The organism is Streptomyces sp. NBC_01381, assembly GCF_026340305.1.
In the GTDB taxonomy this organism is placed as follows: domain Bacteria; phylum Actinomycetota; class Actinomycetes; order Streptomycetales; family Streptomycetaceae; genus Streptomyces.
Genome location: NZ_JAPEPI010000002.1, coordinates 2,720,970 through 2,733,573 on the forward strand (window position 1 = coordinate 2,720,970; position 12,604 = coordinate 2,733,573).

Here is a 12,604-nt window from a genome sequence, read left to right on the forward strand (position 1 = left end):
AGTGCGGTGGTACTACAGCTCCTTGATCCTGATGTCCCGGTAAGAGATCACATCAGTGACCCCGTGCACCTGCAGCCCGACATAGCCGGACGCGAACCGCCGCCCGTCCGTGCCGGGGTCGTCACCACGCGGCGGGACGAAGTCCTGGCCGCCCGTGTTGTCGAACTCGTTGAGCAGCACGCCGTTGCGGTAGACCGAGTAGTGCTGGTCCACCACGCGGATCTCGTAGTCGTTCCACGTGCCCTTCGGGGTGACACCGGCGCCGCCGAGTCCCACCCGGTCGAAGCCGTAGATCGAACTCGTCTTGTACATGTCGCCGTCAGGACGGTCGAGCACCTGCACCTCGTGCCCGTACTTGATGGCGACCCACTCCGGACGCGGCTCCTCCGGGTGGTCGTGGACCTGCGGGAAGCGCACGAAGACACCGGAGTTGGCGTTTCCGTTGCCCGGTGCGTCGTCCCGCCACTGGAGCTTCAGCGAGAAGTCGCCGTACTTGCGCTCCGGGAACCACAGCATGCCCATGCCCGCCACGGAGGTGCTGCTGGTGATCGAACCGTCGCCGTTGAGGCCGAACTTGCCGCCGCCGACCTGCTCCCACTTGTTCAGGGACTCCTGGGTGCCGTCGAAGATCTTGCGGTAGCCCTCGGTCTGGCCCGGCTTGCCGATGCCGGACTGCTTCGCCGCGCGGTTGATCTTGTTGTACTCGCGCTGGTCGATCTCCCCGGCCTTCAGGAGCTTGTCGGTGACGCTCTTGACGTGCTTCAGGAAGAGCGCCTGCGACGTCCACTCCTTCTCGTCCTCGATCAACTCGTTGATGCGGCACCGGTTGTTGGTGACCCGGTTCGGGATGCCCGTGTCGACGGTGCCGACGAACACCGTCAACCGCTCGTCGTACTCCGGGCAGTTGGGCGCCGGAATCCCGCCGCCCTCGGTGACCGTGAAGGACACGTCCTTCGCCGCCGCCACATTGCCCGCCTTGTCGCTCGCCCGGTACGCCACCGTGTGGCGCCCCACGCGGTCGACGACGACCGGATCGGCGTACGCGAGATAGGGGCCGCCGTCCAGGGAGTACTCGATCTTGTCGACCCCCGAGTCGGCGTCGGTCGCCGTGACCGTCACCTTCGCCTTGCCGATGTACGCGCCGTCCGAGTCCTTGTCGCCCTCGACCTTCGCGCTGGTCTCCGGCGGCGTCTTGTCCTCGACGGGCGGCGTGACCACGGTGAACTCGACGGCCTTCTCGGCCGCCACATTGCCCGCCTTGTCGGACGCGCGATAGCGGATCTTGTGCGCGCCCGCCGCGTGGACCATGACCGGCGCCGTGTACGCCGTCCATGCGCCGCCGTCCCCGACCGCGTACTCGATCTTGTTGACGCCGGAGCCGGTGTCGGACGCCGTCACGGTGACGGTCGCCATCCCGATGTACTCGCCCTTGTCGTTCTTCTCGCCGGTCACCGTGGCCGACGTCTCCGGTGGTGTCTTGTCGTCGGTCGGCGGCGCGACCACCGTGAAGTCGACGGCCTTCTCCGCCGCCACGTTGCCCGCCTTGTCGCTCGCCCGATAGCGGATCTTGTGGGTGCCGACCTGGTCGACGACCACGGGGGCCGTGTACGGCTGCCATGCGCCGTCCGCGCCGACCGCGTACTCGACCTTGTCGACGCCCGAACCCGCGTCGGTCGCCGTCACCGCCACGCTGGCCGAACCGATGTACGCACCATCGGAGTTGGTCTGCCCCTCGACCTTCGCCGAGGTCTCGGGAGCCGTGGTGTCCTCGCCGCCGCCCTCGGTCACCACGAGGATGCCCTGCATCGCCCCGTGGCCGGGAATCGTGCAGTGGTAGCGGTAACGGCCGGGCGTCAGGTTCACCTCGGCGGTGTGCTTGCCGCCCTGGTCGTCGTTGGGGTTGGCCAGGATGTTCAGCGGTACGTCGTTGTTGTACTCGGGATCGGATACGTCGAACGTCAGCGTGTGCGGCATGCCGGTGTCGTTGCCGGTCGCCGCGCTGTTCTCGAAGACGATCGTCGTCGCGCCCGCGACCGCAGTGGCGGGCGCGGAGGCGTACTTGTCGATGCTGTTGTTCGCCGTCCAGGTCAGCGTCTGGGCGGCCAGGCCCGAGTTGTCGTCGCGCCCGAAGGCCACCGTCGACGTCAGGCCGAGCACCATCAGGAGCGACGCGAGCAGCGCCGTCCAGAGTCTTCGCTTGCGCACGACGGGCTTCATCCCGCCCTCCTTGCCAGGTCGTCGGCGGCCGGTGTGGCCTCGCCGCCCTTGTAAGTGACGTGCCACAGCGCCGACTTGGGGTCCGAGGTGAAGAAGCCGCGGCCGTAGTCGAGTACGTACAGCGAACCGTCGGGGGCGAACTTCCAGTCCATGAGGTTCTTGATGCCGTCGTTGCCGATCGGGATGATCTTCTTCAGGGACTCGGCGTGCGTCGGAAGCCCGCCGCTGCCGACCGTCTTGGGGTCGGTGAGCACCGCGTGGCGCGGCTGGTCGGCGTCGTAGAAATCGCCGACGAACCACTTGCCGTCCCAGTACGAGGGCCACTTGTCGGCGCTCGTGCTCGCCGCGTCGAAGCGGTAGACGGGGCCGTTCATCGTGGCCTGGCCGCCACCCTTGAGCCACGGCAGGAGCTGCTTCTGCTCCTCCGTCTTGTAGCTCGGCACGCCGTTCGCGTCGCGCGGATAGTCGATGCCGCCGCCCTGCGGCGAGTACCAGATGTTGTTCGGTTCGGCCGGCGGGATGTTCACCAGGCCGTCGTTGTTGGGCGACTCGTTCTTGAGGTTCTTGCAGTCGTACCAGCCGAGCGGCTTCGTCGGGTCCGGCAGATTGCGGTCGCGGTAGGGCTGGTTGTTGCCCATGCAGTACGGCCAGCCGCGGTTGGAGGCGTGGGTGATCGCGGCGAACGTGTCGTACTTCGCCGGGCCCCAAGTCGTCGACGGCGCACCGGCGTCGGGCCCGACCCAGCCCGCGTACAAGGTGTCGGTCTTCTTGTCGATGGAGATGCGCGCCGGGTTCCTGACGCCCATCACATAGATCTCGCCGCGCGTCTTGCCGCCGCCCTCGTCCGGCTCCTTGCCGGTGAAGAGGTTGCCCTCGGGGAGCGTGTACGTCCCGTCGGACTCCGGGTGGATGCGCAGGATCTTGCCGTTGAGGTTGTTGGTGTTGCCGGCGGTGCGGCGCGCGTCGGCGAAGGAGACGCCCTTGAAGTTCGGCTCCGGGTTGTTGCCCGAGTAACCGTCGCTGAACCGCGAGGAGTTGTTGTCGCCGGTCGCGATGTAGAGATTGCCCTTGGAGTCCCAGGCCATCCCGCCGCCCGAGTGGCAGCAACTGTGAATCTGCACCGGCCACTTGAGCAGGACCTTCTCGCTGTTCAGGTCCAGCTGGTTCGTGGTCTGGTCGAGGGTGAAGCGGGACACGTGGCGCTCGGCCATGTGCGTGTCGCGGTTGATCTTCGAGTGGGGTGTGTAGTGGAGATACACCCACCCGTTCTCCGCGAACCTGGGGTCCAACTCGATGCCGAGCAGACCCTCTTCGACCTTGATGAGCTCATCGCCGCCGCCCTTGTTGCCGAAGACGGTGAGCGCTCCCGCGAGGGTCACCTTCTTGGTCTTGGGGTCGTAGACGTGGATCTCGCCCTTGCCCTTGCCGATGTCGGGGTTGTTCCAGTCGGTGACCACCGGCTGCGAGGAGTCGGCGCCGCCGCGGCCGATGTAGAAGACCCGCCCGTCGGGCGCGGTGACCAGTCCGTGCGGCTCGCCGATCTGGTCGTTCTGGCCCGGCTGGTTGGCCTGGGTCAGGCGCTCCGCCTTGTAGTTGGCGTTGATCGTCGACTTGCAGTCGGCGCGCGCGATGCGGGTCGTCCACAGCAGGGCGCCGCGCAGATGCTGCCGGAAGTCGGTCTCGTCGTACGAGTCCGCCGTGCCGCCCATGCCGGTGTAGAAGGAGCGCCCGCCGTCGTAGTCGCGGCACCAGGACACCGGGTGGTCCCAGCCGTTCTTGCTCTCGCCCGGCTGGTACGTCGCCTCGCGCACGCGGGCCACGGTGTGCACGTCGCCGGACGGGTTCTTCGTCCAGTTCAGCCACCGGTCGGGGCGCTTCCACTGCAGCGGCAGGTCCTTGGTGGCGGGGTTCTGGCGGTCGCCCACCTCAACTGTGGCCCTCTGTACGTTCGTTGGGCTGGAGTCGGTGGGGCGGGCACCGATCAGTCCGGTGAACCAGGTCGAGTACGGCTCGGCGCGGGCCGCGTCATGGATGCCGAGGAAGCCGCCGCCGGCCTCCATATAGGCCTCAAGTCCCGCCTCCTGCTCGGGGTCGAGGACGTCGCCGCCGCCGGTCAGGAAGGCGACCGCGTTGAACTTGCCGAGCTTGGCCTCGTCGGTGAAGACCGCCGGGTCGTCCGTCGCCTCGATCCTGAACCGCTGGGCGGCCGGGCCGGATTGGCCGATCTTCTCGATGGCTTGGATGCCGGCGTTGACGACGGGGGACTCGTCGCCGCCCGCCGCCGAACCATGGAAGACCAGCACGCGGACGTTCGCCCCGCCGGGCGGGGTCGGCAGGGACATCGTTGTCAACGGCGGTTCCGGATAGGGCCGCGCGGTCGCGGCCTGTGCGGAGAGTGCGCCGGTGACCAGCGCTCCGGAGAGCAGGGCGGCGGCCCAGGCCCGGTGCGACCGGCGTCTTCCCCGGTCTCTGTGGTCTCTTCGGTCTTTGCGGTCCCTGCGTCTGCTCAACCCTCGTACGCCCAAGGGCCTTTGATGCGGTGTGAGCCGCATGAGTACACCCACCCCTCGTCGGTCACAGCAACAGCGCCGATGAAGCTAGACCTCTTTTCGCCACTCGCCAATAGGTATGACTGCAACAGTGCCAACTTTGTCCTGAGTGTGGATAAACGAAGATCCCCCCAGTACCGTGTGGCCGTCCCGGGGGCAACCTCTGCCCCGTCAGTCTCCGTACCGCAGTGGGGAGTTCGGCATGGACAGACGGAGCTTCAACCGGCGGATGCTCGTGGGTGGCGTGGCCGCGACGGCCGGGGTGACATCGTTGTCGCTGGCCTCAGCCCCCGAGGCGAGCACGGCCGAAGAGCCGAAGACCGCGCCGGCCGGCGGCGAGGTGCGCCGCATCAAGATGTACGCCGAGAAGCTGCCGGACGGGCAGATGGGCTACGGCCTGGAGAAGGGCAAGGCGTCCATCCCCGGCCCGCTGATCGAGCTGAACGAGGGCGACACGCTGCACATCGAGTTCGAGAACCTGATGGACGTGAACGCCAGCCTGCACGTCCACGGCATGGACTACGAGATCTCCAGCGACGGCACCAAGCACACCAAGAGCGATGTCGAGCCGGGCGGAAAGCGCACCTACACCTGGCGCACGCACGCGCCGGGCCGCCGCAAGGACGGCACCTGGCGCCCCGGTACCGCGGGCTACTGGCACTACCACGACCATGTGGTCGGCACCGATCACGGCACCGGCGGCGTACGCAAGGGGCTCTACGGGCCGCTGATCGTACGGCGCAAGGGCGATCTGCTGCCGGACAAGACGTTCACCATCGTCTTCAACGACATGACGATCAACAACAAGGCCGGCCACGACAGCCCCAACTTCGAGGCCACGGTGGGTGATCGGGTCGAGTTCGTCTCGATCACGCACGGCGAGTACTACCACACCTTCCACGTCCACGGTCACCGCTGGGCGGACAACCGCACGGGCCTGCTGACCGGCCCCGAGGACCCCAGCCAGATCCTCGACGACAAGATCACCGGGCCTGGGGACTCGTTCGGCTTCCAGGTGATCGCGGGGGAGGGGGTCGGCGCGGGCGCGTGGATGTACCACTGCCATGTGCAGAGCCACTCGGACATGGGGATGGCGGGGTTGTTCCTGGTGAAGAAGGCGGACGGGACCATCCCGGATTACGAGCCGCATCATGCGGCGGCCGGGTCCGCGGAGAAGTCAGGCTCCGCGGAGAAGTCAGGCTCCACCGAGAAGTCCGACTCCGCCGGGGAGTCGGGGGCCGCGGAGAAGTCCGGGGCGTCCGGGCACGACCACGGCTAGAGCGTGTCGGATCGTCATCGGATGCGTCAGTCGCCGAATGCCAGTCTGATGCCGAAGATGCCGATGACGGTGCCGGTGATCCGGTCGAGCAGGCGGCGGGCCCGGGGCTTGCGGAGCCAGCCGTGCAGAACGCGGGCGAAGCCGATGAGAACGGCGGACCAGAGCAGACCGATGAGGATGTGCACGGTGGTCAGCAGGAGGCCCATGGCGAAGTGGCCTGTGCCCGGGGGGATGAACTGGGGCAGGACGGCGACGTAGAAGGCGCCCACCTTCGGGTTCAGGAGGTTGGTGAGCGTTCCTTGCCGCCAGCCGCCGCCGACCGAGTCCGTACCGGCGGTCAGGACGGCATCGTCCGTGTCCGACGTGGGCTGTCCCCGGAAGGTGTCCCGGAGCATCCGGGCCGCCATCCAGATGAGGTAGGCGGCGCCGACCCAGCGCAACGCGGTGTAGGCGAGGTGGGAGGCCGTGAGAAGTGCGGTCACTCCGAGGGAGGTGAGCGCACCCCACAGCAGGGTGCCGGTCTGGATTCCGAGGACGACGCCCCAGGCTCTCCTGCGCCGGCCGAGGGCCGACGTGCGCAGGATCAGCGCGGTGTCGAGTCCGGGAGTCAGAGTGAGAAGCCCTACGACGAGGGCGAAGGACCACAGAGCGGTGCTTATTTCCATGGAATGCCAGGCTACCGTGCGTCGGCGCGGAGGTCGCGCAAGATCTCGTCGAGCATCTCGGCCCGGTCCTCCGCATCGGGGTAGGCGTCCGGATCCTCACAGCGGTCGGCCCAGCCGGATGTCGCGAGGCGCTCCAGACGTTCTACGAAGGCGGGGCGGATGTCGGACGGGAGCAGGAAATCGTCGCCGAGCGAGGCGATCGTGTACGCCGAGATGAAGTGCCAGCTCACGTCGGGGTTCTCGAACTCGCGGAGCAGCCAGTCGTACGCATCCGGGGTGCCGCGCTGGATCGCGTCGCGGAGGCTCTGCGCCCGGATCTCCGCGACCGGCGAATCGGCGTGGCGTTCCAGGGCGTCCACGGCGGCCCAGGAGTTGCGTTCCTCGACCCACTTCATGCCGGCGAGGCTCTCGGCCGCCATCCGGCGGACGCCGTTCTCGGAGTCGTGGTCGAGGACCTCGATCAGGCCCGCGACCGCGCGGCCTTCCTCAGGGGTGCCGGGTGCCAGCGACTCCAGGCCGCTGGCGGCCTCGGTGCGGACGCGGTCGTCGGGATGGCTCAGGCCGTCGAAGAAGAGCTGGAAGGGCGGGTCCTGCAAGGGGACGCTCACGTGCACGTTGCCGTAGCAGTTCATGAGGTCGGTCAGCGTCAAGGGCTGTGGTTCCTCGCGGACGAGGCGGTCGAGGGTGGCGACGATCTGCTCGCTCCTGACCGTGTCACCGAACAGCAGCAGATCGGCAAGCAGCTCGACACCGAGCGTCACCCGGTCCGGCTCCGTGCTCGCGCACCAGGCGAGTGCCTCGTCGGTCCGAAGTCCGTGCCGGGCACGGTCCGACCACGATTCCTCGTCCGGCTGCACGGCCAACGGCACGGTGAGCTCCGAGCGTTCATCGCCGCCGGGCGGAAGCGGCAGGGCCCGCTCGAGCACGGCGCGTGTCTCGGCGCGGATCCGGTCCGCCTCGGTCGCGGTCAGTGGTTCGTTCCGGCGGATGACCGAGCAGACGATGATGACCGAGGCCCCGAACGCCACGTGGTAGGCGACGCTGTCCGGGTGTCGCCCGCCGCCGGACAGTCCTTCCTCCGTCCAGCCCTCGCCCCGTAGAACGTCCAGTCGGCCCGCCATGTCGTCCCGCAGGTCCGTGTCGACCATCCGTACAGCGGGACCCCCGCCCAGTTCGGCCATGAGCCCCGTCCACTCCCGCACGAAGCCATGGGGGTCGTCCAGATGGCCGGCGAAGATCCGCTCCGTCCGCTCGCGGAGCGTCGGGTGCCGGCGGAGGGTGTTGGCGAGACCGACCGCCAGCGTCAGGAACGGCTCTTGCGTCGACGGCTCGCGCTCCACGGCCAGCGCCAACTCCCGCAACGCCCACCCCAACTCGGCAGTCTCGGCCATGTCGCCCGCCGCCTTGCCCCGGACCTCCGGGTCCGCATCCCGCAGCGCGCCGGCCAGGTCCTCGTGCAGCTCTGCCTGCAGGCGCGCTTTCCGCTTCTTGAACATGAGGACACCGTATGCGGCGGCGCTCTCCGGCTACCGGCCCCGCAGCAGATCCAGCAGGTCGGAGAGCAGCTGCGCCCGCTCCGCACCCGTGAAGTCCGCGGTGATGTCCCGGTCGGCCCACCCTGAGTCGCGCAACGCCTCGACGCGCTGAATGATCGCCTTGCGCTGGGAGCGGGTAGGGAGGACGAAGCCGGATCCGCCGGGTACGTTCCCCGGGGCCAGGACCAACTGCCAGTGTGCGGACGGGGATTCGAGCCCAGCGAGCAGCCGGTCGTACGCGTCCGGGGCGCCGCGCCGCAGGGCGTCGGCGACGCTGTGCGCGCGGATCTCCGGTTCGTCCGAGTCCGCCTGGCGCTCCAACGCGTCGGAGGCGATGCGGGCGTGGTGTTCATCGTCGTACTTGAGCCATCGCAGTGCCAGGGCCGCGCGGCACCGCACACCCGTGTCCGGGTCGTTCTCCAGGAGGCCGACGAGGCCCTCCACGGCTTCAGCCTCCGCAGGGGAGCCGGTGGCCATCGGGTCGAGGCCCTCCGCGGCCGCGGCGCGGACTACGGGGTCGGGATGGCGCAGCGAGTCGAGCAGCAGCGGGAGGGGCGGGTCGTCCAGGGGCATCGGCATGTGCAGATGGCTGTAGCACTGCAGGATCCGGCTCAGGAGGAAGGGGTTCTCCCGGGCCTCGCGCGCCACAAGGCCGTCGAGGACCTCGCGCACCCGGCCGAGCCGGACCACTTCACCGAAGAGGAGCTTGGCCAGGAGCTCGGCGCCCAGCGTCACCAGGTCCTCCTCCCCGCTGGTGCACAGGTCAAGCGCCTCGTCGACGCGTACGCCCGCACGGGCCCGGTCGGTCCATGACTCGACCTCGGGGGACTTGGTCAACGGGGCGAGGGCGGCGGCCCGTTCGTCGCTGCCCGGCGCGTACGGCAGCGCGTTCCTCAGCACGGCGCGCGTCTCGGCACGGAGTTGCTCCGCCTCCTCGTCCGACACCGGCGCGTTCTGGTGCAGCACGACGCAGGCCAGCATGACGGCGATGTCGAACGCCAGGTCGTAGGCGAAGCCGCCCGGCTGTCCGCGGCCGGATATGCCCTCTGCCGTCCAGCCCTCGCGTCGCATGGCGATGAGGCGGCCCCGCATGTCGTCGCGCAGGTCGTCGTCGATGTCCCGCACGGCGGGGCCGCCGCCGAGCTCCGCCGTCAGCGAGGTCCAGGCCCGCACGAATCCTTCGGGGTCGTCCAGGTGCTGTGCGACGACCTGTTCCGTGCGTTCGCGGATCGGCCGTTCGCGGCGCAGCGCGGTCGCGAAGCCGCTCACCACGGTCCCGGAGAAGTCCTCCGCCCACGGTTCGCGCTCCACGGCCCGCACCAGTTCGCGCAGCGCCCATTCCTGGTCGTCGGTCTCGGCGGCCTCGGCCGCCGCCTTGCTCCGGACCTCCGGGTCCGTGTCCCGCAGCCTGGCGGCCAGCTCCTCATGCAGCTCCGCCTGCTTGCGCGCTCTCCGATTCGCGAACATCCGGACAGCGTAGGCGGGGCGCCGCGCGGGCCGGAGGCGGGTCCCATGCCCGCCCCCTCAGCGGAGTCACACGCCGATGTCGAGGACCGACCACGCCGTGTGCGGCTCCTCCTGTACGTAAACGTGCCGGCCACGGCTGACCGTCCGGTGGTGCCCGAGCGGGGTGCCGTCCGACCGGACGAGCCGTCCGGTCGAGACCGGCCGTACGCGGTCGTGCGTGACCACGGCGTCGACGAGACGGTCACGGTCGTCGCCGTACCCGCCGACGAACATCGCCCGGCCCGCCCATATGGCCAACGCATGCGCGCCCGCGACGGAGTTCAGGCGCGGCCGCACGGTGCGGTCGGAGCCGTCGGAGCCATCAGTGCGGTCCGTGCGGTCCGTGCGGTCCGTTCGATCCGCGTCGATCTCCAGGAGCGCGAAGTCGTCGTAGGCGCAGGCCCAGACGCCGTCCTCGCCCACGTTGAGCGCATAACAGTCGTAGATCTCGCCCGCGCCCTCCACCGCCTCGTACGCCCACAGCGGCTCGCCCTCGGCGCTCCAGCAGCGCAGGCCGGGGCGGCTGAGCTCGTCGTCCCCGAAGACCCCTTCGTCGAAGTGGCCGACCCACAGCCGGCCGGCCGGATCGACCAGGAACTGCTCGATGGCGTCCCCTACGCGGAACGTCCACGACTCGCGGCCCAGCGCGTCGTACACCTGCACATGCTGCTCGCTCCTGCGGCTGCGCGCGTCGGCGACGACGAAGCCCCCGTCCGGCAGCGCGTCGATCCGCGGGAACCGGGCGCGCAGCGCGCTGAGTTCCGTCGCGTGGTCCCGTCCCTCGGCGTCGACGGTGACGACCAGGGCGTCGTACGGCTTGAGGGCGCCGCGTCCGGGCTTCGGTTCGCGCGCGGCCAGCAGCCAGTGCGCGGACCCGAAGGCGTCGACGGTGCTGTGGGCGATGTGACGGTCGTGGTACCTGCGCGGCAGGTGTGCGTACGGAGTGAGGGGTGTCGGAGGAGTTTCCTGAGGGTGCCCGGCAACGGAGGTGCTGTGGTCGGCATCGGCCCTTCTGGTCGTCATGTGGAGATCCTGTACGACACACGGATCGTCGTGCCAACCCTTTACCCAGGGATACACGTTGGGTGTACTCCTTGTACGGATCGCCCCTGCGACTTGTCCGGAGCACCCCCGCGACCCCGCACGTCCCAGTACGCACGCCGCCGCGAACCGTCCCCCGAGGGAGTCGAGTTGAGCAAGGACAGCGAGTACGACTACGTCATCGTCGGTGCCGGATCCGCGGGATGTGTGCTTGCCGCGCGGCTTTCGGAGGATCCCGCGACGCGGGTGGCGCTCGTGGAGTCGGGGCCGCGGGACCGTAAACCCGAGATCCGGATCCCGGCCGCTTTCCCGAAGCTGTTCAAGACGCCGTACGACTGGAACTTCTCCACCGCGAAGCAGTCCGCCCTCGACGGCCGTGAACTCTTCTGGCCGCGCGGCCACATGCTCGGCGGCTCGTCCTCGATGAACGCCATGATGTGGGTGCGCGGTCACCGCGACGACTACGACGCCTGGGGCGAGGCCGCGGGCCCCGAGTGGTCCTACGAGGAGTTCGAGCGCTACTTCCGGCGCGCCGAGCGGTGGACGGGCCCGGCGGACGCAGGCACCGTCTACGGAACGGAAGGGCCGCTCTGGATCTCGCCGCCGCGCGCACTGAACCCGACCACGCCCGCGTTCCTCGACGCCTGCCGCGCGGCGGGCCTGAGCGAACTGACCGAACTGAACGGCCCCGACAACGGCGGCTTCGCGCTCACCCCGGTCAACCAGCGCCGCGGCCGCCGCTGGAGCGCCGCCGACGGCTATCTCAGGACGGCGCGGCGCCGCCGCAACCTGCACATCCTGACCGACGCGCGGGTCCGCAGGCTGGAGTTCGACGGGACACGCGTGGCCGGTGTGATCGCCGACGGTGTCGCGGGCAAGCTGATCGCCCGCCGCGAAGTGATCCTCAGCGCGGGCGCCATCGGCTCGCCCCACCTGCTCCAGGCCTCCGGCGTCGGCGACCCCGACGAACTCTCCAAGGCGGGCATCGAGACCCGCGTCGCCGCACCCGACGTGGGCCGTCACCTCCAGGACCACCTCGCCTACTCGGTCACCATGCGCTGCCCGCAGCCCGTCACCCTGACCGGCGCCGACTCCCTCGCCAACGTCGGGCGCTTCCTGCTCGGCAGGCGCGGCCCGCTCACGTCCAACGTCGCCGAGGCCGTCGCCTTCATCAGGACGAGGCCCGAACTGACCGCCCCCGACATCGAGTTGATCTACGCCCCCGTGCCGTTCGTAGACCACGGTCTTGTCCCGCCCACCGAGCACGGCATCACCATCGGCGTGGTCCTCCTCCAGCCGCAGAGCGAGGGCCGGATCACGCCCACCCGGCCGGGGGTCTCCGCGCCGCCCCGCATCGACCCCGGCTATCTGACGGCCGACGCCGACATCGCCACCCTGGTCGCCGGGGTGCGCCGCGCCGAGGAACTCCTCAAGGGCAGCGCCCTGGCCCCGTACGCGTCTGGCCCGCTCGACCCGTATCCGGGGACCGTCGACGACGACACCCTTGCCCGGTCGATCCGCGGCTTCGCCGAGACGCTCTACCACCCCGTCGGCACCTGCCGGATGGGCGGCGACGAGCGGTCGGTCACCGATCCGACGCTGCGCGTGCGCGGCGTGCAGGCGCTGCGGGTGGTCGACGCCTCCGTGATGCCGAGGATCACCCGCGGCCACACCCACGCGCCCACGGTCGCCCTCGCGGAGAAGGCGGCGGAGCTGATCAGGGCGGACGCGCCGCGCAGGTGACCGGGCGCACCGCGCAGGCCGTGGCCGCCCGCTGTCCCTGCCCGACCGTATTCTGACCGGCGGGCGATC

At 69.7% G+C, this 12,604-nt stretch carries 8 protein-coding genes; 2 read left to right on the forward strand and 6 right to left on the reverse strand.

Annotated features, from left to right (window positions below; genetic code table 11):
* Positions 1 to 12: 12 nt before the first annotated feature.
* Both OG453_RS33715 and OG453_RS33720 read right to left on the reverse strand, forming a co-directional pair.
* The gene (locus tag OG453_RS33715; RefSeq protein WP_266872350.1) at positions 13 to 2,217 is read right to left on the reverse strand and encodes a family 16 glycoside hydrolase; all 2,205 of its coding nucleotides are present in this window, start codon (positions 2,215 to 2,217) and stop codon (positions 13 to 15) included.
* Entirely contained in the window at positions 2,214 to 4,559 is a 2,346-nt protein-coding gene (locus tag OG453_RS33720; protein ID WP_266872351.1) for a ThuA domain-containing protein, read from the reverse strand. The genes OG453_RS33715 and OG453_RS33720 overlap by 4 nt, the downstream gene beginning before the upstream one ends.
* A gap of 409 nt (positions 4,560 to 4,968) precedes the next feature.
* Here OG453_RS33720 and OG453_RS33725 point away from each other — a divergent pair, with 409 nt between their 5' ends.
* On the forward strand, positions 4,969 to 6,045 hold the full coding sequence (locus tag OG453_RS33725) for a multicopper oxidase domain-containing protein (RefSeq protein WP_266872352.1): 1,077 nt from the start codon (positions 4,969 to 4,971) through the stop codon (positions 6,043 to 6,045).
* Between the two features lie 26 nt (positions 6,046 to 6,071).
* Here the strand turns inward: OG453_RS33725 and OG453_RS33730 are convergent, their stop codons facing one another.
* The 4 genes from OG453_RS33730 to OG453_RS33745 form a co-directional block, all read right to left on the reverse strand.
* Complete coding sequence (locus OG453_RS33730) at positions 6,072 to 6,710, reverse strand: LysE family translocator (RefSeq protein WP_266872353.1); 639 nt, start codon at positions 6,708 to 6,710, stop codon at positions 6,072 to 6,074.
* Between the two features lie 11 nt (positions 6,711 to 6,721).
* Complete coding sequence (locus OG453_RS33735; protein WP_266872354.1) at positions 6,722 to 8,206, reverse strand: HEAT repeat domain-containing protein; 1,485 nt, start codon at positions 8,204 to 8,206, stop codon at positions 6,722 to 6,724.
* A gap of 30 nt (positions 8,207 to 8,236) precedes the next feature.
* Positions 8,237 to 9,712 carry a HEAT repeat domain-containing protein gene (locus OG453_RS33740; RefSeq protein ID WP_266872355.1) on the reverse strand — a complete coding sequence of 492 codons (1,476 nt, stop codon included), beginning with the start codon at positions 9,710 to 9,712 and terminating at the stop codon, positions 8,237 to 8,239.
* Positions 9,713 to 9,778: 66 nt separating this feature from the next.
* Positions 9,779 to 10,774, reverse strand: a complete 996-nt coding sequence (locus OG453_RS33745; protein WP_266872356.1) for a hypothetical protein — start codon at positions 10,772 to 10,774, stop codon at positions 9,779 to 9,781.
* Positions 10,775 to 10,942: 168 nt separating this feature from the next.
* Here OG453_RS33745 and OG453_RS33750 point away from each other — a divergent pair, with 168 nt between their 5' ends.
* Positions 10,943 to 12,535, forward strand: a complete 1,593-nt coding sequence (locus OG453_RS33750; protein ID WP_266872357.1) for a GMC family oxidoreductase — start codon at positions 10,943 to 10,945, stop codon at positions 12,533 to 12,535.
* Positions 12,536 to 12,604 lie beyond the last annotated feature (69 nt).

Excerpts from the sequence above, each read along its gene's own strand:
- OG453_RS33715 (WP_266872350.1), bottom strand. The coding sequence starts at position 2,217 with ATGAAGCCCGTCGTGCGCAAGCGAAGACTCTGGACGGCGCTGCTCGCG.
- OG453_RS33725 (WP_266872352.1), top strand. The coding sequence starts at position 4,969 with ATGGACAGACGGAGCTTCAACCGGCGGATGCTCGTGGGTGGCGTGGCC.
- OG453_RS33730 (WP_266872353.1), bottom strand. The coding sequence starts at position 6,710 with ATGGAAATAAGCACCGCTCTGTGGTCCTTCGCCCTCGTCGTAGGGCTT.
- OG453_RS33735 (WP_266872354.1), bottom strand. The coding sequence starts at position 8,206 with ATGTTCAAGAAGCGGAAAGCGCGCCTGCAGGCAGAGCTGCACGAGGAC.
- OG453_RS33745 (WP_266872356.1), bottom strand. The coding sequence starts at position 10,774 with ATGACGACCAGAAGGGCCGATGCCGACCACAGCACCTCCGTTGCCGGG.
- OG453_RS33740 (WP_266872355.1), bottom strand. The coding sequence starts at position 9,712 with ATGTTCGCGAATCGGAGAGCGCGCAAGCAGGCGGAGCTGCATGAGGAG.
- OG453_RS33720 (WP_266872351.1), bottom strand. The coding sequence starts at position 4,559 with ATGTCCCTGCCGACCCCGCCCGGCGGGGCGAACGTCCGCGTGCTGGTC.